This window comes from Streptomyces olivochromogenes, assembly GCF_021538895.1.
GTDB lineage: Bacteria > Actinomycetota > Actinomycetes > Streptomycetales > Streptomycetaceae > Streptomyces > Streptomyces olivochromogenes_A.
In genome coordinates this window covers 53,422-74,726 of sequence record NZ_JADDRL010000013.1, presented here as the reverse complement: position 1 = coordinate 74,726, position 21,305 = coordinate 53,422, and the positions used below count along the sequence as shown (strand labels likewise).

Below are 21,305 nucleotides of genomic sequence, written 5' to 3'. Positions count from 1 at the left end.
GAACACTCCACCGCCATAAGCGGACAGAAAACGTCGAGGAGTTGTGAGACATGTGTCCGTGTCCTGTCAACTCCTCACACCAGGTGACAGGCTCTTCGCATCCCCCCACAGGATCGAACGATGGAGACCGCATGACCCTCCATGCAAACACCCGGCCTACCGCTGCCCTTGTAGCCCTGGCTGCCGCAGCTGTGATCGCGGCACAGACCGGTGCGGCGCAGGCCACCCCCGAACGAGCCGCGGCCACCACCCAGGGCCACCGGACGTTCGACCGCGTCGCGGCAGTCAAGGCGGCGCAGACCGAAGCGGCGTCGGCCGCCCGGACTCTCGGGCTCGGCGCCAAGGAAAAGCTGATCGTGCGTGACGTCATCAAGGACGCCGACGGCACGGTGCACACACGGTACGACCGCACCTACGCCGGGCTGCCCGTACTCGGCGGTGACCTCGTCACCCACACCGCCAAGAACGGCAAGCTCAAGGGCGTCACCAAGGCCAACAACGCCCGTATATCAGTGGCGACCACCACCGCGGCCCTCAAGGCGGCGGCCGGCGCCCGCAAGGTGATCTGGGCCGGAGGCAAGGGCGACCCGGTGCTCGCCTTCGAGACCGTCAAGACGGGTGTCCAGAAGGACGGCACCCCCAGCCGGCTGCACGTCGTCACCGACGCCACCACGGGCAAGAAGCTGTACCAGTACGAGGCCATCGAGACCGGCACCGGCACCAGCCAGTACAGCGGCGAGGTCCCGATCTCCAGCACCAAGACGGATTCCGGCTTCGAGCTCACCGACGCCGAGCGCGGCGGCCACAAGACCTACGACCTGCACCAGGGCGAGAGTGGCACCGGCGACATCGTCAAGGACGACGACGACAAGTGGGGCACCGGCAAGAGCGACGACCCGCAGACCGCTGCCGTGGACGCCGCCTACGGCGCCGCGATGACCTGGGACTTCTACAAGAAGGAGCTCGGCCGCGACGGCATCGGCGGCGACGGCAAGGCCGCGTACTCCCGGGTTCACTACGGCAACGCGTACGTCAACGCATTCTGGGACGACAGCTGCTTCTGCATGTCGTACGGCGACGGTGAGGGGAACAAGAAGCCCCTGACCTCTCTCGATGTGGCCGGCCACGAGATGAGCCACGGTCTGACCTCGCGCACCGCCAAGCTGGAGTACAGCGGTGAGTCGGGCGGGCTCAACGAGGCGACCAGCGACATCCTCGGTACCTCGGTCGAGTTCTTCGCCAACAACAAGGAAGACGTCGGCGACTACCTCATCGGCGAGAAGCTCGACATCAACGGCAACGGCACGCCGCTGCGCTACATGGACAAGCCCAGCAAGGACGGCAACTCCCTGGACGCCTGGAAGCAGGGCGCCGGGGACCTCGACGTCCACTACTCCTCCGGCATCGCGAACCACTTCTTCTACCTGCTGTCCGAGGGCAGCGGCAAGAAGACGATCAACGGTGTCGAGTACGACTCTCCGACGTCGGACGGTTCGACGGTCACGGGGATCGGCCGGGACAAGGCGTACAAGATCTGGTACAAGGCGCTCACCACCTACATGACGTCGACGACCGACTACAAGGCCGCTCGTGAGGCGACCCTGAAGGCGGCCGGCGACCTGTACGGCGCGGACGGCGCGGAGGCGAAGACCGTGGCGGCCGCCTGGAGCGCGGTCAACGTGGCCTAGCCACACCGTAGGCTCCGGCCTGCGCTCAGGGGTTCCGAATCACTCCCAGTGATCCGGAACCCCTGATTCTTCTTGGCTACGAGGAAGCGCACCTCAGCCGGCGAGGCAGCTCAGTCCTGACGCAGGACGTCCGCGCCGGGCCCGCCCGAGAGCGTGTCCTTGCCCGGGCCGCCGTACAGCCTGTCGTTGCCACTGTTCCCATACAACGTGTCGTTGCCGCTGTTGCCGTAGAGGATGTCGGCGCCCGGGCTGCCGTACACGATGTCGTTGCCGGTGCCGCCGCGCACCGTGTCGTTGCCGTCCCCGCCGTTCAGGCGCTGTCGGCCCGGGCCGCCGTAGATGAAGTCGTTGCCCGTGCCCCCGTCGGCGTCGGTCTCGTCTCCGTTGGCATAGATCGTGTCGACACCACTCTGGCCCGTCGCGACAGCCCTGTCCGCGGTGTAGATCGTGTCGTTGCCGGCTTCGGCGAAGGCCATCCCGTAGGTGCCCAGCCTGATGGTGTCGTCGCCGGGTCCGCCCTCGACCTCGTTGCCGTCGACGCTGCCGATGTGGGTCGACCTGTCCTTTCCGTCGCCCAGGTCGATCGCGGCTATGTAGTGGGCCTGGCCGGTGGCGTTGTTGTACGTGATGGTGTCGTCGCCGTCGCCGAGCGTCATGGACAGCGTGCCGTACGACACCTGGCTCGCCATGGTGGTCTGCGTGCAGGAGACCTTGGTGCGGTCCGCGTTGTCGGGATAAGAGCAATTCTGTTCCGTCGGGGCGATGTCGATCGGGACCACGTCATCGATGACATAGGTGATGTGCGCCGAGCCGTCGGTGGACGTCGCGGTGACGCTCACCTTGTTGGTCTGACCGGACGCCGCCGTGTAAATGATCGACCGGCCGCCGTCACCTCGCTCCACCCTGGCGGCCGCGGCCGCGGCGTCGGCCGTGACGGGCAGGGCGATGGACGCGGTCAGTCCCGCGCCGACGGCCAGGGCCAGGGCCGATGCCGAGCGACGCGTCCTGTGCCTGACGAAAGGAGAGGACATGGCACAACCTCCGTGAGAAACATGCGGATTCGACAACCACTGGTGACTCACGGCACGTGCAGGAGGTTGTGCCCCGAGTAGTACGGCGACATGTTGTCGCTGTCCCCGCGAAGGCGAGTACAACCAGCCGCTGACCAGCGACGATCGAACTGTCCGGGCCCGGCCTGACATCTGCCTGCCGGACAGGCTTCGTCAGGAATTCATGGCGCGGTGAGTCGGTGAAGGCGGCCGGGCGTCGCCCTGGGCCCCGCATACGATCATGAACATGGGCGAGCGTCGGACTACAGCGGAACCACGTCGGTGGCCCGGTCAGGACGGATGGTCGCGGCTGACGTCGTCTCGCTTCGTGCCCGCGGTGGTGATCTCGCTCATTATCGCGGCCCTTGCCGGACTCTTCCTCGGCGCCTACTGCTGGGCGATGGCCGATCCGGTACCGCATGCCATCCCCGTCGCGGTGACGGGAAGGTCGGTCAAGGGCGACCGGTTCACCGACGCGCTGGAGGCCACGCTCGGTACGTCGCTGGTCCTCCATCCGTATCCCGACTACGGCAGGGCGCTCGCCGCGGTCGATGAGCAGCAGGAGTTCGCGATCCAGCAGCGTCAACCGGCCGGAGTGGAGGTCGATGTGGCGAGCGCGGCGGGTGCGTCGGTCGCTCGGGTCCTCGCTCGAAGCGCCCCGGCCGTGGGCCGGGCGCTCGGCATCCCGGTCCAGGTCAGGGACGTCAAACCGCTTCCGGCCACCGACTCTCAGAGGCTCGCTCTCTTCTACATCACGCTGGGGTCGACCATCCTCGGTCTGGTCGGCGCCATCCAGCTCGGAGTGCATGCGCAGGCGCTGCGCCCCGCCGAGCGGATTGCCACCACCGTCGGCTATTCCGTGCTGGGCGGCCTGTGGATCTGTGTCATGACCGACTGGGTACTCGGGGTGGTGCGGCTGCCATTCGCCCAGTCATGGGGCATCTGCGCACTCACCATGTTCACGGCAGGCATGATCTTCACCGCGTTCCACACCTTCCTGGGCCGCTGGGCAGTACTGCCCACGTGGCTGCTGCTGGTCATCCTCGGCAACCCCTCGTCCGGGGGCGCGGTCGCCTGGCCGCTGCTCCCTCCGGTCCTGGGCTTTCTGGGACGGTTCCTGCCGCCGGGCGCATCGGTGAATGCCCAGCGCAATGCTGCAGTGCACCGCGCAGCCCGCCAGGCCCGGTGTGCGGTGAGGTCCGTCGATCCGGAGTCGGCGGCGGCCGGGGCGGCGGTGTTGCGGCAATTGGTTGCCAGGTGGAGCGGCCGGGCGGTCAAGTTGCGGGTGCGCTGCGCGAGTTCTGTTCCTGTTGAGCGGGCGTTGTGGGCGTGGCCGTCGTGTGTGCGAGGGCACCGTCGTTGCGGCGGGTCCGGCGGGTGAGCGCCATGGCGAGGAGTGCGGTGGCCGTGAGGAGCGCGGCGGAGGCGGCGAACGCGGTGCGGTAGCCGGCGGTGACGGCTTCGAGGTGGGTCTGATGGCCGGCGGCGGTGACGGAGCCGGCCAGGGTGGTGAGGGCGGCAAGGCCGATCACGCCGCCGACCTGGCGGGTGGTGTTGACCAGTCCACCGGCGAGGCCCGCGTCCTGTCCCGGGACACCGTCCACGGCCAGTGCGGTCAGTTGGACGAAGGTGATGCTCAGTCCCAGGCCGATCAGGATGCTGGGACCGAGGACGTCCGCGAAGTAACTGCCGTGGACACTGATCCGGGACAGCCACAGCATTCCGCCGGCCTCGGTGCACAGGGCCGCGGTCACGGTCGCCCGGGCGCCGATCCGCCGGGAGAGGCGCGGTGCCAGCGTGGAGCCGAGCATATTGGCCAGGGCGAAGGGGAGTTGGCCCGCACCCGTGGCCAGGGGCGGCATTCCCAGGACCTGTTGCTGGTAGAGCGACAGGAAGAAGAACAGCGCGATCCACACCGAACCCTGCAGCGCCATCAGCAGGTTGCCCGCGGCCACGCGACCAGTGGTGAACAGCCTCCGCGGTACCAGCGCGTCCGGCCGGCGACGTTCGATCACGACGAAGGCCGCGAGCAACACGCAGGCGCCGAGGAGGGCACCCTGCACCCGGGTGTCCGTCCAGCCGGCGGCGCGTGCGGTGGTCAGGCCCCAGACCAGGCAGGTCAGGGCGAGGCTGACCGTGGCGGTGCCCAGCCAATCGAACCGCCCGGCCTTGCGGGCGGCCGTGCGCGGGACGAGGAGCGTCACGGCGGCCAGCACCAGTGCCGTCCCGAACGCGACGAAGTAGAAGATCCAGGGCCAGCCCCACGCCTGCGTGAGGACTCCGCCCAGCAGGACACCGGACGCTCCTCCCGCGCCCGAGACCGCTCCCCACACCGCCAGCGCTCTGCCCCGTGCGGGACCGGACGGGAACAGCTCCATGGCCAGGGCGAGCGCGGCCGGGGCGATGGCGGCGGCGCCGACACCTTGAACAGTTCGGGCGGCGATCAGCACGTTGGAGGAGGAGGCCAGTCCCGCGGCCAGCGAGGCCACCGCGAAGAGCGCGAGACCGGCGGTCAACACCCGGCGGCGGCCCAGCAGATCGGCCGCCCGGCCGCCCGCCAGCAGCAGCGCCCCGAAAACGAGGCTGTAGGCGTTGACCACCCAGGTGGTCCCGCCGTCCGACAGACCCACGCCGGCGCGGATGTGGGGCAGCGCCACGTTCACGATCGAGGTCGCGACCATGATGATGAACTGGCTTGCGGCGAGCGCCGCGAGCACGGCTCCCGAACGAGAGGCGGGCGGTACCGGAGCCGGTGGTGTGCGCTTGAGGTTCACAGCGCACACCGTCGTACGAGCCGGTGTGCACATTCCAGGCCTGCCAGGAGCCCGGACTGTCCACTCCTGTCCACGCCTGTTCGACAGGCCCCGGTCGCGGGCCGTCCTGGCAGCGGAAGCATGGGATCGCGGCGGGGCGTCATCTCGGCGGCCGCCGTCAGTCCCAGAGGGAGATCGCCAGGAGCAGGGCGGCGACCGGGAGCAGCAGCCACGGCTCGGCCAGGACCAGGAGTGCGCTGAAGATCAGGGCGAAGTACGCCAGTGCCTTGGCGGTGCGGCGCCGGGCCTTGTTCTTCTTCGTGCCCTTGTTCTTCTTCGAGTCCTTGTGGTGAGGCGCCTGTGCGCCGGGGGTCGCCTCCGCGGTGTACGTGTCGGTCTCGGCGGCGAAGTCGATGTCGGTGTCGGTGTCGTTCGCGGTTTCGGGCTTCATGTCGATGTTCGTCATGGCACTCAGCTTCGTTGCGAGAGCACCGCTCTCGCGTCGGTGAAGCCCGCCTATCTAGGTGAAGACCGCCGACGCGTAGGTAGTGCAGCCGCGGTGAAAGTTGGTCCATGAGCGCTGACATGGATCGTGCGGAGATCGTCTTGTGGGTTCGGCATGCGGACGGCCGGTGGTCGGCCAGGACGGTCTGGGTGGTGGTGCTCGACGGGGAGGCGTATGTGCGCTCGGCCTTCGGCCGGCGCAGTGCCTGGTACCGCCGGGTTCTACGGCATACGGACACGGAAGTGGAGGTGGAGGTGCCCGGGGTCCGGTTGTCCGTCGCCCTGCGACCGGTGGACGACCCCGAGCTGGTCCGACGTGTCTCCGGTGCCTACCGGGCCAAGTACGGGTCGAGCTGGCCCGGCCCCGTGGAGTCGATGAACGGTCCCGAGGCCGCGGCCACCACCATGCGGCTAACGGATGTCGGGCAGGTCGCGCAGCTGTCTGCGTGAAGTGAGGCCGAGCTTGCGGAAGATGTTGCGCAGATGCGCGTCGACCGTCCGCGGGCTGAGGAACAGCTTCGCCGCCACTTCCTTGGAGGTGGCGCCGTCGGCGACCAGGCGTGCGATGTGCACCTCCTGCATCGTCAGCTGGTCCGATGCCTTCGACGTGCGGCTGCGGGCCTGTTCGCCGGTGGCGCGCAACTCGCCGGCGGCACGTTCGGCGAACGCCTCCACACCGAGGTCGGACAGCGGCTCGTGCGCCAGGCGCAGCGCGGAGCGGGCGTCACGGCGCCGGCCCTGGCGGCGCAGCCACTCTCCGTACAGCAGTTGTGCCCGGGCGCGGTAGACGACCACTGCGCTGTCGTCGAGCAGGGCGATCGCCTCCTGATAGGCGGACTCGTCCTCGGTCACCAGGGCCCGCGCATAGGCTTCGACGCCGAGACCCCACGGCTGCCGGCCCACCTGGGTGCGCTCTTGGAGGGACGCGAGTGCCGTTGCGGCGGCCTCGGTCTCGCCGCAGCGCATGGCCGCCTCGACCAGCTCGGGCAGGGCAAGGCCGGCCGTGCCGACGGCGCCGTACTCGACCGCTTGCTTCGCCGCCTTCAGCGCGGCCGGGTAGTCGGCCAGGCCGTTGCCGAGCACGGCCGTCGCCCACTGGGCGCTCAGGCTCATCCGGTGGTCCACCGAGGCGAACAGCTCGGCGGCTTCCTTGCGCCGCCCGCGCAGCGCGGCCAGGTGGAGGCGCGGATAGACGAGCGGCGCCGCGCCGGTGGCGTCGGCGATCGCCTCCTCCTCGGAGATCAGCTCCATCGCGGCACCGAAGTCGCCGGTGTGCGCGGTCACGGCGGCCTGCATGGCCAGTCCTATGGGCAGCGCGTGGAAGGAGCCCGACTCGCGGCCGGCCGCGACGGCACGGATGGCGATGCCCTGCATGGCGTCGATGTTCCACAGCTCGGTGGCCAGCATGAAGCCCAGTGACGGCCGCCTGGCCCACACCTCGGCGTCGGCGTCGGCGACGATCGGCCCGAGGATCTCCCCCGCCGCGGGATGCCCGTCGCCGACCAGGTTGATCAGGCCGGTCAGGACCGCCGCGGCGCCGGACACCGGCTCGCCCGCCGGCGGGGCGTTCCGCGCGGCCTCCACCACGTGGTCGAGGCCGCCGAGCAGAAGGCCCATCTCGACGGCGTCCAGATAGCACTCCCGCGACCAGGCGGGGTCGGTGGCCGCAAGCCGGGCGGCGGCACGCAGGAGATACGCCGTGGGGCCCTCGTCTCCCCGGCGGCGGACGAACGACAGCTTGCCGCGCAGCAGGTCGGCCCTGGCGGCCTGGCCCGGATCGTCGGCCGGGACCGTGGTGAGCAGTTCGGCCGCCTTGTCGAAGTCGCCCACCGAGAGCTTGGCCCGGACCGCGGCGAGGACCCGTTCGGCGCGCTGGACCGGGCTGATCGTGAGCGCGGCCGAGCGTTCGAGGAAGGCCGCCGCCGCCGCGACACCGCCACGTTCCCGGGCGCGGGTGGCGGAGGCTTCGAGCTCGGCGGCGACCTCCTCGTCGGGGCCGGCGCTGGCCTGGGCGCGGTGCCATGCGCGCCGGTCGGGGTCGGCGACCGGGTCGGTCACCGCGGCCAGCGCCTCGTGCGCCCTCGCCCGCTCCTGCGGTGTCGCCGCGCGGTAGGCGGCCGAGCGGGCAAGGGGGTGGCTGAACCGGATCCGGGTGCCGAACTCGACCAACGGGGCACACTGGGCGGCGGCACTCGCGTCGATGCCCAGGCGTTCGGCCGCACGCCACAGCAGGCCGGGGTCGCCGGTCGGGTCGGCGGCGGCGACGGTCACCAGCAGCCGGGCCTCCGGCGCCAGGAGCTCCAGCCGGGACCTGAAGCTCTGCTCGATCACGCCGGGTACCGAGTCGGGCTGGGCGAACCCGCCCGCCATTCCGGCGAGTCCGGCGGTCCTGGGAAGCTCCACCAGCGCGAGGGGGTTGCCGCGCGACTCGGCCAGGATGCGGTCGCGCACCCGCTCGTCCAGCGGGGCGCGGCTCGCCACGGCGAGCAGTGCGCGGGCATCCGATGCGCCGAGCCCCTGAAGCCGAAGGCCGGGCAGCTCGTCCAGCTCGGGCAGGCGGCTCGGCTCGCGCGCCGCGAACACGAGGGCGACCGACTCGGCCGAGATACGGCGGGCCAGGAAGGCCAGCGCCTTGGCCGACGCCTGGTCCAGCCACTGTGCGTCGTCGACGACGCACAGGAGCGGGCGTTCTTGTACGGTCTCCGCCAACAGGCCCAGCGACGCGGCACCGACCAGGAACGGATCGGGTGTGCCGGTGTCGAGGCCGAAAGCGATCTCCAGCGCCTTGCGGTGCGGCGCGGGCAACGCCGTGAGCCGGCCGGTGACGGGCGCGAGCAGTTGGTGCAGCGCGGCGAACGGCAGCTCCATCTCGAACTCCGCGCCGGACGCCCGTATGACGAAGAATCCGGTCGCGGCCTCGTCCACGTGCCGCAGGAGCGCGCTCTTGCCGATGCCCGGCTCACCACGCAGGACCAGGGCGCCGCCCCGGCTCTCCCGTGCCGCTTGGAGCAGGGCGTCGAGACGCCGCATCTCGTCCTGACGGCCGATCAGCGCATCCGTGTATGTCTCGGGCATGCCCGAAACCTATGCGGTCCGACGCCGCAGGGGAATCCAGGACCTCGGTCGGCCAGGGTCACCCCCCGCTCGTACCGACCGGCTCACGGGCGTCCGGCGGCGTGGGTGTGCAAGCCTCACGCACACTCCGACCCGAACCAATGCGGCGCGCACCCGCGCCGACGCCCTGTGAACTGTCTCACCCAGCGCTGCCTGCTCGGCGCACGAACTGCCTTGCCAGCGCCGGTCGTACGCGTTCCACGCCGTTTGTTGGCCGGATACGTCAGTAATCTGTCATTGCAGCCAGTACGGCGTTCGATACAGGGTGTGACTGTGTTGGAGCGACGTGTTGTTGTGGTGGTGTACACGGGCGCGATGGCCCTGGACGTCACCGGACCGATTGAAGTGTTCGATACCGCGAACCGGCTCCTGGGCCCCGCGGGCACGCCCTACCGGACCGACTTCGTGTCCGCCGACGCACCGCTGGTGCGCATGAGTTCGGGGGTGGTGGTCGGGGCCTCGCCGCTGGAAGCGGGGCAGGGCCCGATCGACACGCTTCTCGTGCCGGGCGGCTGGAGTGTCGGCAACGCGCTCCAGGACCAGGCGCTCGTGTCCTGGATCGGTGAGGCAGCGGCCCGGTCGCGCAGGGTCGCCTCCGTTTGCGGCGGATCCTTCCTGCTGGCCGAGGCGGGCCTTCTCGACGGCAGACGCGCCACCACTCACTGGGCGTACAGCGAGGCGTTGGCGTGCCGCTATCCGGATGTGACGGTGGACGCCGAGCCGATCTTCGTCTGGGACGGTCCCTTCGTGACCTCCGCGGGCGTGTCGACGGGCATCGACATGGCGCTGGCCCTCGTGGAGGCGGATCACGGGTCCGCGCTCGCGCTGGAGACGGCACGGTTTCTGGTGCTGTTCCTCAAGCGGCACGGAGGGCAGTCCCAGTACAGCGCCGTCCTCGACGCCCAGTTGGCCGACCACCCGCCGATCCGGGCGGCACAGGAGTGGATTCTCGACAACCTGGACAACCCGCTGCCCGTGGCCGAGATCGCGCGGCAGGCCAACATGAGTCAGCGCAACTTCGCCCGGGTCTTCCGGCGCGAGGTGGGCACGACACCCGGCCAGTACGTCGAGCGGACGCGTATCGCCCGTGCTCGCGAACTGCTGGAGACGACGGACCTGACGATCGGCCAGATAGCCGGCCGCTGCGGCTTCGCCGCCACCGAGACGTTCTTCCGCTCCTTCGGACGAACCCTGGGACTCACCCCCAAGGAATACCGGCACCGTTTTCAGGTCATCTCGCCATCCGGCCTCATCGACCGGCACCACGAGAGGGAGGGGAGCCCCGTATGACCACCGCGACCTCGGAGTTACGCGAGGCAGGAACGGTACGGACGGTCGACTACCTGGCCGGGGAACTCGCCAGGGCCGGCGTCACCCACATGTTCGGCGTCGGCGGCGCGAACATCGAGGACCTGTATGACGCGGTGCACCGCGGCGGCGCCGTCCGCGGCGTCGTCGCCAAACACGAGTTCTCCGCCGTCACCATGGCCGACGGATACGCGCGTGTCACCGGGCGCCTCGGCGTTGTTGCCGCCACCTCGGGCGGTGGGGCGATGAATCTCGTACCGGGTCTGGCGGAGGCGTACGCGTCCCGGGTGCCCGTGCTGGCCCTGGTGGGTCAGCCTCCGACCGGCCAGGAAGGGCACGGGGCGTTCCAGGACTCCAGCGGCAAGGCGGGCTCCTTCGACGCACGGGAGGTCTTCGCGCCCGTCTCCCGGTTCTGCGCCCGGGTCGATGACGCGTCCTCGCTCACGGAGTTGCTGCCCCTGGCAGTCGCGGCGGCGCAGGCCGAACCGCGCGGGCCGGCCGTGCTGTTGCTGCCCAAGGACGTGCAGCAGGCGCGCATCCAGGTACCCGCCCACGACATGGCCCCGACATCACCGGGCGGCCCCGCGACGGCATCCGCGGCGCGGCTCGACACAGCTGCCGTCGGCGCCGTGTCGGACGCCCTTCACGAGGCCGGTCGCGTCCTCGTCATCGCCGGTGAGGGTGTTGCCGCCGACGACGCGCGCGGGGAACTGGCCGAACTGGCCCAGTGCCTCGGGGCATGGGTGGCGGTCACCCCGGACGCCAAGGACGTCTTCGACAACCGTGATCCCCGATTCGCGGGCGTAGCCGGGGTGATGGGCCACGCCAACGTCGAAGACTGTCTGCGGCGGGCCGACCTGTGCCTGCTGGTCGGTACCCGACTGCCGCTCCTGGCACGCGGTGGCCTCGACCAGGCCCTGGCCGCCACCGACGTCGTCTGTCTCGGCCCCGAACCACCGTTCGTGGCAGGCATCGCACTGGGTGGCAATCTGCGCGACGCGCTGCGCGCGGTGACCGTACGGCTGCCACCGCACCCACGTCCTTGCCCGCCGCACGCCGGCCCCCTTCCCGCGCCCACACCGGGTCCGCTCTTTGGGGACCGAGAACGAACCGTCCCCCATGACCAGGCGGTCGCCGCGGTGGAGGCGGCACTCCCCCAGGACGCCCACGTCTTCGTGGACGCCGGCAACACGGGCGCCAGCGCGATCCATCTCCTGCCGGCACCGCGCCACGGCCGCTTCGTGGTGGCGCTCGGCATGGGCGGCATGGGCTACACCTTCGGTGCCGGCATCGGTGCCGCGCTCGCCACCGGCCGACGCACCTACGTCATCGCCGGCGACGGGGCCTTCTTCATGCACGGGATGGAGGTGCACACCGCCGTGGAGTACGACGCACCCGTGACGTTCGTGATCTTCAACAACAACGCCCACGCCATGTGCGCGCTGCGCGAGGAGTTCCTCCAGGGCGGCGTCCGCAGCGACGATCTGTTCGCCCCGACCGACATAGCCGCCGGAGTGGCCGCCGCCTTCCCGTCGTTGGAGGCCACGGGAGCCGACGACGCGGCACAGCTGCGCACGGCCCTGCTGCGCGGCAACGCGGGCGGCGGCCCGGCGTTCGTCGTGGTGCCCTGCGACCCGCGGGAGATCCCCCCGTTCCTTCCCTTCCAGTCCTTCACCGAAGCCAACAAGAGCAAGGAGGGTTCAGATGAGCGAGGAGTCGTCCACGTTGGCTGACATCCCCGGTCTGATCCGGATCGAGAACGCCGACAAGCAGGAACTGACCGCCCACTGCATGGAGCTCACCCACGCGGTCTACCCCCACCACCAGGTCTACGGGCAGTACTGCACCATCCACGAGTACGTCGACTGCCCCCCTGAGCAGGCCTACGACTACCTGCGCCAGGGGCACCATCTGGAGGAATGGACCTGCAGCCTGCGGGACTTCGCGCCCAGCGGCACCCCGGGGCTGTGGGTCGGTCACGACCGACTGGAGGACGACACCAGGATCTACTGCGAGGTGGTCGCCAACCCCGAGGCCATGACCGTGGACTACCACTGCTCGTGGGACCAGGGCGAGAAGCTGTGGATGATCTACCTGATGCGTGTCGTCCCGGCCCGCCTGGTGCTCGACAAGCCGGGTTCGGTGATCACCTGGACCAACTGCCGGCACCCCTACTACGACACCAACCCGCATCCCGAGAAGGCGCCGCGCCCGGACCGGCCCTGGGTGGGCGACTACTGGGACCTCTTCTACGCGGGGCACACCTTGGAGATGAACAATCTCAAGGCGATCCTGGAACATCGGCACCGGGGCGGCCTGCCGGTCAGCGTGGCTCCGGCCAGGGCGGTGGCGCGGTGACGACGGTCAGCCTCACCGACGTGGCGAGCTATCTTCCCGGCAAGCCGGTCCCCGCGGAGTTCTACACCGAGTACCCCGGAGCCGAGGACAAGCTCCGCAACCACCCCATGTTCAAGGTCCCACCGTCACGGCACCATGTGGCCGCGGACGAGACGAACGCGGACATGATCGAACGGGCCGTACAACCCCTGATCGAACGGCACGGCGGGGCGGAGATCCGAGCCGTCGACGTGCTGTTGGTGCACAGCCAGTTGCCGGACCTGCCGTTCGTGGGCGCCGGAACCGAGGTGGCGCGTCGGCTGGGACTGAACCCGGAGTGGCTCGTCGACGTGGCCAACGCGGGCTGCGCGTCCTTTGTGTACATGGTGAAGATGGCCCGGCAGATCCTCACCACCACTGACGCGAAGACCGCGCTGATCTGCAACGCGCAAAGCGCCGCGGGGCAGTGCTTCACCCAGTCCGAGGTGCGCAAACTCGCCCAAGCGGCGATCCCGGGCGACGGGTGCGGTGTGGCGTTCGTGACGACGTCGGCCCAGTCACCGGTCCTCGACGTGGAGACCCGGCACATCGGCGAGTACGCCGGCGACATGACCGTGGCGGTCGAGGACGGTCGCAAGTACTGGGAGCCGGGAGAGTCCCAGCTGCGGATCGGGTTCACCGACGCAAGCGTGGCCAAGGTCCTGGCACGCGGGAACCGCCTCGTCCCCGAGGTGGTCATGGACCTGTGCCGGCGGCTCGGCGTGGCGAGCACCGACATCGACGTCCTCATCACCAACCAGCCCAACCGTACGTTCCTGCGGAACTGGCGCGAGGCGCTGCAACTGCCGGCCGAACGGCACCTGAACACCTTCGACGAGTACGGGAATCTGTTCGGCGCGGCCATCCCGATCACCTTGGACCGCGCGATCGGCTCCCGGCAGGTGGAGGACGGCGACCTCATGGTGCTCGGGGGCTTCGCCCACGCAGGCGACTTCGCCGGTGCCGTGGCCGTTCGCTGGCACGGCGGACGGGACTGAGGCATGGACATCCCGGTGCTGCACCGACTTGCCCTGAACGAGAGCCCGTATCCCCCACTGCCCTCGGTACGCGAGGCGATGCAACGGGCCGTCGCACAGGCCCACCGGTACCCGCAGTTCCACCCCGACGACCTCACCGAGCAGATCGCCACGTGGTGCCGGGTGACCTCCGACCGCGTCGCGGTCGGCAGCGGATCGGTCGGCGTGGCCCTGCAGTTGCTCCGGGCGGTGGTCCAGCCCGGCGACACGGTGGCCTACGCCTGGCGCACCTTCGACGCCTATCCCCTGCTGGCCGCCATGGTCGGCGCTCAACCTGTCCCCATCCCGCTGTCGCCGGACGGACACCAGGATCTGGACGCCCTGCTCGCTGCAATCGACCAGCGCACCCGCGTCGTGGTGCTGTGCAATCCGCACAACCCCACCGGGAGCCTCGTCACCGCCGACGCACTGTCGGTGTTCCTGCGTCAGGTCCCCCGACGCGTCACCGTGCTCCTCGACGAGGCGTACGTGGAGTTCGCCCGCGACACGCGCCTGCCGGATACGTCCGCGCTCCTGGACGCACATCCCAACCTGCTGGTCCTGCGCACCTTCTCGAAGGCCTACGGCCTCGCCGCCCTGCGGGTCGGTTTCGGACTCGGCGCTCCTGACCTGGTGGAGCGGATCCGTCGGCAACAGTTGCCCTTCGGGATCAACGCGGTGGCAACGGCGGCGGTAAAGGCCTCCCTACAGGCCGAAGGCGAGCTGCGCCTACGCGTGGACACCGTCGTCGCCGAACGCGAACGGCTCCGGCGTGAACTCATGTCCCTCGGCTGGCAGGTACGCCCCGGCCATGCCAATTCCGTCTGGCTCGCCGCACCCGATCCGATCGACGAGGGCGCCGCAGCACTCACCAACGCCGGTGTCCAGGCACGCCACTACCCCGGCGAGGGACTCCGTCTCACCGTCGGCAACCGGAATGCCAACGACACCGTGCTGACGGCGTTGGCGGGGCTGTGCGCACACCTGAGCACGTCGCGGACGTGGTGAGACGCCGACTGGGTTTCCCCCCGGCAGAATGAGCAACATGGCCGAAGACAAGGACGCAGCGTTCACACTGCCGCGGGGCTCCACGGGCTTCTTCCACCCGAAGGACGGGCCGCTACCGGAAAACGACCAGCGGACCTTCCGCGCAGCCCTGGACGATGCCCTCCGGCACCCAGGAGAAAGGCCGCGGGCGGTGGTGGTGACGACGGCTTCGCACAAGGTGTGCCGGCGCATAGGGTCCCGTGTGTGCGCTTCGATGACAACGAACCGATATTCAAGCGAAGCGAGTGGGGGACGAACCGCTACCAGTACAACCCGCAGAACCCCATCGGCTTCGCCCTGATCATCATCACCATCGTCTTCGTCGGAGTCATGCTCCTGCTCATGTACAACCATGCCGGGCCGTTCGCCTACCCCACAGATCCCGCTCCCGCGCCGCTGAGCACACCGACGGACATGTGGCGGTACACGCCGCCCCCGGACGACGGGCTTCCGTCGGGACCGCCGTCCAACTCGCTGACGCCCTGACGGCCCAAACGATGTGCCGGCGGTCCGTGCCGAGTGCGCCTCCGGCACGGACCACTCCCCCACCGGCAGCTCAGGACTTCGGGCGGAGCAGCGCGTCCATCGTCGCCTCCAGGTACGTAAGGAAGCCCTCGGACGACGGGAGTACCGACGGAACGGCGTGGCCGAGCTGGGTGTGTCCCAGATAGAAGCTGTACGCCATCAGTCCGCGCCGCCGTGCCTCGTCCTCGGCGAAGCCGAGCTCCGTGAACAGCCCGGCCAGGTAGCCGATCCGGCGTTCGGTGACCTGCCGCAGCGCGGCGGCGACCTGGGGACGGTCGATGCTGGCCAGCAGCGAGAGCTCGGTCGGATCGGCGACCGCGGGCTTGGTGACCTTGGTGAACAGTCTGCGCAGTCGCTGCTCCGGGTCCGGCTCGGTCTCCACGGCAGCGATGATCTCTTCGGTGTCCGCCTCGATCCAGCGGGCGAGCGCGGCCTCGATCAGTGCTTCGCGGTTGCCGAAGTGCCAGTAGAAGCTGCCCTTCGTGGTACCGAGGCGGGCAGCGAGCGGCTCGACCGCCACCGCCGCGAGGCCGCCTTCGCGAATGGCGGCGAGCGCGGCGTCCGCCCAGTCACGGGCACTGAGCCTGGCCTTCTTGTTCTGCTGCCGTTGCACCATGACCATACGCTACCGTACGGTTTCCATACGCCAGCGTATGGAGGTGCACGATGGGCAAGAACTGGCCCGTAGCAGTGGGGTTTCCCGAGGGCGCCCGACTGATCAGGACAGCCGTGGACCGGCCCGACTACCAGGACGCGTACGCGATGCAGCTGCGGCCCGGAATGCCACGCGATCCGGCGGCCTGGACGGGCATCCTGCGTGACGCCTTTCCCATCGCGGCGCAGCAGGACGGCGAGGCGCTCATGGAGGTGAGCACGGCCGGCCTCGACGCCTGGGCCTCGATCGTCGTCGACGACGAGTACGTCACCCTGTGCAGCTCGGTGCAGACGAACGCGTTGCGCTCCAGGCTCTATTGGGGCGTCGTGAAAAGGATCCACCCCTTCATGGCCCGCGCCATGATGGCACGCACCCACCGCCGGCTCGCTCTCGCCGCGGAGAAGGCTGCGTAGAACGGGCAGCGCGATCCACTTTCACAGCAGACCCTGGGCGGGATCCGTGCGCGGAGCGCGGCGCGTTCCGGGCGCCCCGGGGTCGGTGTCTTTGCGGTAGGCGAACCGGGGCAGGAAGAACTGGGTGATGGCACCGACGCTCAGTGCGTACACCACTGTGCCCACGCCCACGCTTCCGCCGAGCAGCCGGCCCACCACGAGCACGGCGATCTCGATCAAGGTGCGGATGACACGTATGGAGCCCTTGGTGACACTGGACACTCCGGTCATCAGTCCGTCTCGGGGGCCCGGTCCGAAGCGTGCGCCGACGTAGACGGCGATGGAGAACCCGTTGAGGAGAATGCCTCCGGCCAGGAGACACGCCCGGACCGGGAGCCCGAGGTGCTGAGGGATCAGTGCGAGGCCGAGATCCGACGAGCAGGCCAGGACGATCACGTTGGCGACGGTGCCGAGTGTCGGTCGCTGCCGGAGCGGGATCCACAGCAGGAGCACGAAGGCTCCGACGACGGCGCTGACCATGCCGAAGCTGAGGGGCGTGTGGTTCTCCACCCCCTCGTTGAGAACGCTCCAGGGGTTGACGCCCAGCGAGGCCCGAACCATGACCGAGAGGCTGAATCCGTAGAGGGCGAGGCCGGCGATCAGTTGGGGAAGGCGTCTGAGCGGACGCTCGCGAAGGGGGACGTAGGCGAGAAGCGGCACGGGCGGGGCAGGTGCCGCCGCGGCCGTCATGGCTTCCGGTGGGCGGCCATGAGGGTGCGAGGTGTCGGTGCTCACGGCGGACCTCCGGGGCGGTGTTGGCGGCTTGCCGTGGAACGTACGAACCCCGGAACCGATCCGTCCAATGCACAAAACTCGCCTGATCGATCCACTGATGCATCAGCAGAGCTGAGCGACGGGCGATCGCCCGTATGACACATCTGCGACTCAGGTCACCAGCGTGACCACTGGCGCCGGATTCAGCCCATCCCCGGCAGGCTACGCAGTTCGCCGATCCGCAGGATCCGCGCCACGCCTCCGGCAGCAGTGGCGGCTGCGGTCAACTTGGCGTAGGTGCGACAGATCCGTCGGCCGTCCAGCAGCCCCTCCGTGCGCCGTCGCAGCCGCAGGGCGGTCAGCAGCAGGCCGATCGCGTAGGACAGGGCGTAGGCGGCGGCCATCCCCGTGACCGCCCAGCGCGGGGAGAACAGGAGGTGGCAGGCCGCGGCGAGAGCGATGTTGATGCCGCTGATCCACAGAGCCATGCGGAACGGCGTGCGGGTGTCGTCGTAGGCGTAGAAACCGCGCAGCAGGAGGTATTGGGCGGAGAACGGGATCAGTCCCAGGCCGAAGGCTTGCAGCATGCGGCCCAGGGGCACGGTGGCGGGGGCCTTGGGGGCGCCGTGCGCGAACAGCAGCTGGGCGATCTGCGGGCCGAAGGCGAGGAAGAAGACGGCGGCCGGGACGATGACGACGCCGCTGACCCGCAGCGCGCGGGACAGGTCGGCGCGCAGTTCGAGGTGTGCATACGCCTGCAAGCGCAGGACCGGTGATCGCTGGACTCAGATTGCGACACGCCGGACTACCGGCACCCTGCCACTCCTCAGCGTCGGTCGACCGGGACAATCTCACAGCATGAACTCTCAGTCCCCGTGGGACCACTTGGGCCGCCTGCTCCGTACCGCCCGTGCGTACCCGCGCCGTGCGCCGCTGACCCTCGCCTATGTCTGTCTACTCCTCGTCAGCCACGCCTGGGTCAGCTACGGGCTGTCGGCCGAGCGGGCGGCCACCCTGTTGAACCACGTCAGCACCAACCTGGACAACCTGCATGACCATCCAGCGGCCTCACTGCTCGGCAGCCTGCTGTTCTTCGACGGTACGCTCACGGATGTCGCCTCACTCGAATTCGTAGGGACCTTCATCACTCTGGGCCTAGGCGTCTGCTGCTTCCTGGCCTGGGTGGAGAGCCGGTGGGGCAAGCCGCGCGCCGTGGCCGTGTTCCTCGGCGGGCATGTCGCAGCCACCCTGCTCACCGCTGTCGTCGCCACCGTCGCACTTCAGCACGGCTGGTATCCGGCGGCCGTCCGGCAGGCTTCGGACTACGGGGTCAGCTACGGCGCCCAGGCCGTGATGGCGGTCGGCACACTCGCCCTGCCCCGGCGTGCCCGCCTCCCCTGGGCGGCCTTCGTGCTCGCCTGGCCCCTGGGCGGTGCCGAGTGGCCCGGGCCCCTGCCGGACTTCACCACGGTCGGCCACCTGATCGCGGCGCTCCTCGGCTTCGGACTGGTGGCCGTCCCCCCATTCAGGCGGCCACGCGGTCAGGCTTCCGGGTCGCCCACCACTCCTCGCGGCATCGGGCAGGACCCTGGCCGTGCCTCGAAATCGACTTCGCCGGCAGCCGAAGCGGAGACGGTCTCGGCCGACTGAGCCCCAGCGACCACGAAGCTCTGCCAACTCCCCTTGGCAATGAACCTCTTGACGGCCACTCATGCGACCTGAAGGATGAGCGACCGTCATGACAACGTTGTCTACAAGAGGGAGCTGACGCTCATGAGATGGACTCAGCGCATACGCAGTGCGCTCGCGACATTCGCGGTCCTCGGCGCCGCACTCATCGCGCCCGTGGCGTCCCAGGCGGCTGCCGCCGAGGACGGCGAACTCACCGATCTCGTCAACCCGTTCATCGGCACCGAGAACGAGGGGAACACCTACCCCGGCGCGGCGGTGCCCTTCGGGATGGTGCAGTTCTCGCCGGACACCGGACACAACACCGGTTACGACTACTCCCAGAACCACATCCGCGGCTTCTCCCTCGTGCATCTCTCCGGTGTCGGCTGCGGCCTGGGCGGCGACCTGCCGGTGCTGCCGACCACCGGCGAGGTCACGCAGACGGATTACGCCAAGTACCAGGCCGAGTTCAGTCACGACACGGAAAAGGCAAGCCCCGGCTACTACAAGGTCGGGTTGAAGACCGGCATCGACGCGGAACTGACGGCCACCGCGCGCACCGGCGTGCAGCGCTACACCTTCCCGGCCACCGACAAGGCCAACGTCCTGCTGAACGCCGGCCAGTCACTGCATCGCAACGTCTCCACCAAGGTCGAGGTGCTCGACAACCGGACCGTGCGCACCACGATCACCGGCAGCGGCTTCTGCCAGGACACCAAGCCGTACACCGTCTACACCATCACCCGCTTCGACCGTCCGTTCACCGCCCACGGCACGTGGAACGGCTCCACGGTCACCGACGGCTCGGACACCGGCCGGGACGGCGCCTACGTCCGCTTCGACACGACCAAGGACCGGACCGTCGAGGCGACGACGGCCCTCTCGTACGTCGACGCGCACGGCGCGGCCGTCAACCTCCTCACCGAGGGCGGCCGTTCCTTCGACCAGGTTCGCGACGCCGCGCGGCTCGCCTGGGAGGACCGACTCGAAACCGTACGTGCGCAGGGTGGCAGCGACACGCTCCGCCGCACCTTCTACTCGTCCCTGTACCGGTCGTTCCTGGCACCCAACATCGGGAGCGACGCCGACGGCCGATACACCGGCTGGGACCAGAGGATCCACCGCGCCCGGGGCTTCACGTACTACCAGAACTGGTCCCTGTGGGACACCTACCGCACCCAGTCCCAGCTCCTGTCCCTGCTCGCACCGCGTGAGGCGCGGGACATGGCGATCTCCGTCATCAAGATCGACGAGGAGAGCGGCTGGCTGCCGAAGTGGGGCTACGGCACGGTCGAGACGAACATCATGACCGGCGACCCGGTGACCCCGTTCCTCACCAACGCCTACCAGCAGGGTCTGCTCAAGGGCTACGAGGAACGGGCCTACCGCGCGCTGAAGACAAACGCCGACGGAGTGCCGCCCGCCGACTCGCCGGCCGTGGGCCGCGAGGCCAACGATGAATACATCGGGGGAGGCTTCGCGCCCTACATCAAGGGCCGCCCGCACGTGAAACCCGGTGACTCCGACTACGACCACGGTGCGTCCGCGACTCTGGAGTATGCGCTGTCGGACGCAATGCTCGCCCAGATGGCCGGCGACCTCGGCCACGACGCCGACGCGTCACGCTACGCCGCCCGGGCCCAGAACTACCGGAAGATCTTTGACACCTCGACCGGCTTCTTCCGCGCACGCGACGCCTCCGGCGCCTTCACGGGCCCGGCGGACCCGGCGCGCAGCGAGGGATTCCACGAGGGCACGGCCTGGCAGTACCAGTGGCTCGTACCGCAGGACCTGCCGGGGATGGTCGGTTTGATCGGCGGCAAGCAGTCGGCCAACGACCGGCTGGACTCCTTCTTCGCCTACGACCAGTTGGTGCGGGACCCCGCGAAGACGGCTCGCGAGGTATGGGTGAACGGCCCGTACGACTACTACAACGCGGACAAGTACAACCCGCAGAACGAGCCCGACCTCATCGCCCCGTACACCTACCTCTCGACCGGCCAGCCGTGGAAGACCACCGATGTCGTGCACGCCGCGCTGACCCTCTTCACGGACGCCCCGACCGGCATGACCGGCAACGACGACCTGGGCACCATGTCCGCCTGGAACGTGCTGTCCTCGATCGGCATCTTCCCGGTGCAGCCCGGCTACGACACCTGGGGCCTGTCCACACCCGTCTTCGAACGCGTCGACCTGCGGCTGGACCGCCGCTACTACCCCCGCGGGGCGCTCACGGTGACGGCACCCGGCACCTCGGACGCCCGCCGCTACATCCAGTCGGCGCGGGTCGACAACGCGCCGTACGGCCGAACGTATCTGACGACAGATGCGCTGCGGCATATACAGTCCCTCGCGTTCACGGTGGGCACCGATCCATCTGGATGGGGAACGGGGGCCGAGGACGGGCCGCCCCCACTGCGCTGACGCTGCCAC

Annotated in this window: 18 protein-coding genes and 1 pseudogene; 12 read left to right on the top strand and 7 right to left on the bottom strand. The window is 69.5% G+C overall.

The annotated features are described in order from the left end of the window. The first annotated feature begins 131 nt into the window (after positions 1-131). Complete coding sequence (locus tag IPZ69_RS08930; protein WP_235453472.1) at positions 132-1,688, top strand: M4 family metallopeptidase; 1,557 nt, start codon at positions 132-134, stop codon at positions 1,686-1,688. Positions 1,689-1,798: 110 nt separating this feature from the next. On the opposite strand, the gene IPZ69_RS46910 is transcribed toward IPZ69_RS08930, so the two are convergent. Further along, on the bottom strand, positions 1,799-2,719 hold the full coding sequence (locus IPZ69_RS46910) for a calcium-binding protein (RefSeq protein WP_268834387.1): 921 nt from the start codon (positions 2,717-2,719) through the stop codon (positions 1,799-1,801). Positions 2,720-3,065: 346 nt separating this feature from the next. On the opposite strand from IPZ69_RS46910, the gene IPZ69_RS08915 reads away from it, so the two are divergent. Then, a complete protein-coding gene (locus IPZ69_RS08915; protein ID WP_235453471.1) occupies positions 3,066-4,118 on the top strand; it encodes an ABC transporter permease in 1,053 nt (350 codons plus the stop codon). Here IPZ69_RS08915 and IPZ69_RS08910 read toward each other — a convergent pair. Both IPZ69_RS08910 and IPZ69_RS08905 read right to left on the bottom strand, forming a co-directional pair. Beyond that, positions 4,012-5,511 (bottom strand): MFS transporter, encoded by a 1,500-nt coding sequence (locus tag IPZ69_RS08910; protein WP_308407438.1) that lies wholly within the window; start codon positions 5,509-5,511, stop codon positions 4,012-4,014. The genes IPZ69_RS08915 and IPZ69_RS08910 overlap by 107 nt on opposite strands. A gap of 157 nt (positions 5,512-5,668) precedes the next feature. Next, the gene (locus tag IPZ69_RS08905; protein WP_235453470.1) at positions 5,669-5,956 is read right to left on the bottom strand and encodes a hypothetical protein; all 288 of its coding nucleotides are present in this window, start codon (positions 5,954-5,956) and stop codon (positions 5,669-5,671) included. Between the two features lie 107 nt (positions 5,957-6,063). On the opposite strand from IPZ69_RS08905, the gene IPZ69_RS08900 reads away from it, so the two are divergent. Then, the gene (locus IPZ69_RS08900) at positions 6,064-6,444 is read left to right on the top strand and encodes a DUF2255 family protein (protein ID WP_235453469.1); all 381 of its coding nucleotides are present in this window, start codon (positions 6,064-6,066) and stop codon (positions 6,442-6,444) included. Here the strand turns inward: IPZ69_RS08900 and IPZ69_RS08895 are convergent. Beyond that, positions 6,406-9,069, bottom strand: a complete 2,664-nt coding sequence (locus IPZ69_RS08895) for an ATP-binding protein (protein WP_235453468.1) — start codon at positions 9,067-9,069, stop codon at positions 6,406-6,408. The two genes, IPZ69_RS08900 and IPZ69_RS08895, sit on opposite strands and share 39 nt — an antisense overlap. A gap of 312 nt (positions 9,070-9,381) precedes the next feature. Between IPZ69_RS08895 and IPZ69_RS08890 the strand changes: the two genes are divergently transcribed. The 6 genes from IPZ69_RS08890 to IPZ69_RS08865 all read left to right on the top strand — a co-directional run bounded on the left by IPZ69_RS08890 (position 9,382) and on the right by IPZ69_RS08865 (position 15,341). Then, positions 9,382-10,398 (top strand): GlxA family transcriptional regulator, encoded by a 1,017-nt coding sequence (locus IPZ69_RS08890; protein ID WP_235453467.1) that lies wholly within the window; start codon positions 9,382-9,384, stop codon positions 10,396-10,398. Then, the gene (locus IPZ69_RS08885) at positions 10,395-12,149 is read left to right on the top strand and encodes a thiamine pyrophosphate-binding protein (RefSeq protein ID WP_235453466.1); all 1,755 of its coding nucleotides are present in this window, start codon (positions 10,395-10,397) and stop codon (positions 12,147-12,149) included. The genes IPZ69_RS08890 and IPZ69_RS08885 overlap by 4 nt, the downstream gene beginning before the upstream one ends. Beyond that, entirely contained in the window at positions 12,121-12,774 is a 654-nt protein-coding gene (locus tag IPZ69_RS08880; RefSeq protein WP_235453465.1) for an SRPBCC family protein, read from the top strand. Before IPZ69_RS08885 ends, IPZ69_RS08880 begins: the two co-directional genes overlap by 29 nt. Next, positions 12,771-13,790 carry a 3-oxoacyl-ACP synthase III family protein gene (locus tag IPZ69_RS08875; protein ID WP_235453464.1) on the top strand — a complete coding sequence of 340 codons (1,020 nt, stop codon included), beginning with the start codon at positions 12,771-12,773 and terminating at the stop codon, positions 13,788-13,790. The genes IPZ69_RS08880 and IPZ69_RS08875 overlap by 4 nt, the downstream gene beginning before the upstream one ends. A 3-nt stretch (positions 13,791-13,793) precedes the next feature. Then, the gene (locus IPZ69_RS08870) at positions 13,794-14,816 is read left to right on the top strand and encodes a histidinol-phosphate transaminase (RefSeq protein WP_235453463.1); all 1,023 of its coding nucleotides are present in this window, start codon (positions 13,794-13,796) and stop codon (positions 14,814-14,816) included. Between the two features lie 243 nt (positions 14,817-15,059). Further along, positions 15,060-15,341: a hypothetical protein gene (locus IPZ69_RS08865; RefSeq protein WP_235453462.1), complete on the top strand. Its 282-nt coding sequence runs from the start codon at positions 15,060-15,062 to the stop codon at positions 15,339-15,341. Positions 15,342-15,411: 70 nt separating this feature from the next. Here IPZ69_RS08865 and IPZ69_RS08860 read toward each other — a convergent pair whose 3' ends face one another. Then, on the bottom strand, positions 15,412-16,002 hold the full coding sequence (locus tag IPZ69_RS08860) for a TetR/AcrR family transcriptional regulator (RefSeq protein ID WP_235453461.1): 591 nt from the start codon (positions 16,000-16,002) through the stop codon (positions 15,412-15,414). Between the two features lie 44 nt (positions 16,003-16,046). Between IPZ69_RS08860 and IPZ69_RS08855 the strand changes: the two genes are divergently transcribed. Then, positions 16,047-16,448 (top strand): DUF2867 domain-containing protein, encoded by a 402-nt coding sequence (locus tag IPZ69_RS08855; protein WP_235453460.1) that lies wholly within the window; start codon positions 16,047-16,049, stop codon positions 16,446-16,448. 21 nt (positions 16,449-16,469) lie between these two features. Here IPZ69_RS08855 and yczE read toward each other — a convergent pair whose 3' ends face one another. Both yczE and IPZ69_RS08845 read right to left on the bottom strand, forming a co-directional pair. Next, positions 16,470-17,222 carry a membrane protein YczE gene (gene yczE, locus IPZ69_RS08850; RefSeq protein ID WP_235453459.1) on the bottom strand — a complete coding sequence of 251 codons (753 nt, stop codon included), beginning with the start codon at positions 17,220-17,222 and terminating at the stop codon, positions 16,470-16,472. Positions 17,223-17,404: 182 nt separating this feature from the next. Continuing rightward, a pseudogene (locus IPZ69_RS08845) lies at positions 17,405-17,941 on the bottom strand (lipid II flippase MurJ); the annotation flags it as partial. Between the two features lie 118 nt (positions 17,942-18,059). Here IPZ69_RS08845 and IPZ69_RS08840 point away from each other — a divergent pair. Together IPZ69_RS08840 and IPZ69_RS08835 are read left to right on the top strand one after the other, a co-directional pair. Then, on the top strand, positions 18,060-18,851 hold the full coding sequence (locus tag IPZ69_RS08840; RefSeq protein WP_235453458.1) for a rhomboid-like protein: 792 nt from the start codon (positions 18,060-18,062) through the stop codon (positions 18,849-18,851). 123 nt (positions 18,852-18,974) lie between these two features. After that, entirely contained in the window at positions 18,975-21,296 is a 2,322-nt protein-coding gene (locus IPZ69_RS08835; protein ID WP_235453457.1) for a GH92 family glycosyl hydrolase, read from the top strand. Positions 21,297-21,305: the final 9 nt, after the last annotated feature.

Coding starts and splice junctions, on each gene's coding strand:
- IPZ69_RS08870 (WP_235453463.1), top strand. CDS start 13,794: ATGGACATCCCGGTGCTGCACCGACTTGCCCTGAACGAGAGCCCGTAT.
- IPZ69_RS46910 (WP_268834387.1), bottom strand. CDS start 2,719: ATGTCCTCTCCTTTCGTCAGGCACAGGACGCGTCGCTCGGCATCGGCC.
- IPZ69_RS08855 (WP_235453460.1), top strand. CDS start 16,047: ATGGGCAAGAACTGGCCCGTAGCAGTGGGGTTTCCCGAGGGCGCCCGA.
- IPZ69_RS08860 (WP_235453461.1), bottom strand. CDS start 16,002: ATGGTCATGGTGCAACGGCAGCAGAACAAGAAGGCCAGGCTCAGTGCC.
- IPZ69_RS08885 (WP_235453466.1), top strand. CDS start 10,395: ATGACCACCGCGACCTCGGAGTTACGCGAGGCAGGAACGGTACGGACG.
- IPZ69_RS08895 (WP_235453468.1), bottom strand. CDS start 9,069: ATGCCCGAGACATACACGGATGCGCTGATCGGCCGTCAGGACGAGATG.
- IPZ69_RS08835 (WP_235453457.1), top strand. CDS start 18,975: ATGAGATGGACTCAGCGCATACGCAGTGCGCTCGCGACATTCGCGGTC.
- IPZ69_RS08905 (WP_235453470.1), bottom strand. CDS start 5,956: ATGACGAACATCGACATGAAGCCCGAAACCGCGAACGACACCGACACC.
- IPZ69_RS08900 (WP_235453469.1), top strand. CDS start 6,064: ATGAGCGCTGACATGGATCGTGCGGAGATCGTCTTGTGGGTTCGGCAT.
- IPZ69_RS08840 (WP_235453458.1), top strand. CDS start 18,060: ATGAACTCTCAGTCCCCGTGGGACCACTTGGGCCGCCTGCTCCGTACC.
- IPZ69_RS08880 (WP_235453465.1), top strand. CDS start 12,121: ATGAGCGAGGAGTCGTCCACGTTGGCTGACATCCCCGGTCTGATCCGG.
- IPZ69_RS08930 (WP_235453472.1), top strand. CDS start 132: ATGACCCTCCATGCAAACACCCGGCCTACCGCTGCCCTTGTAGCCCTG.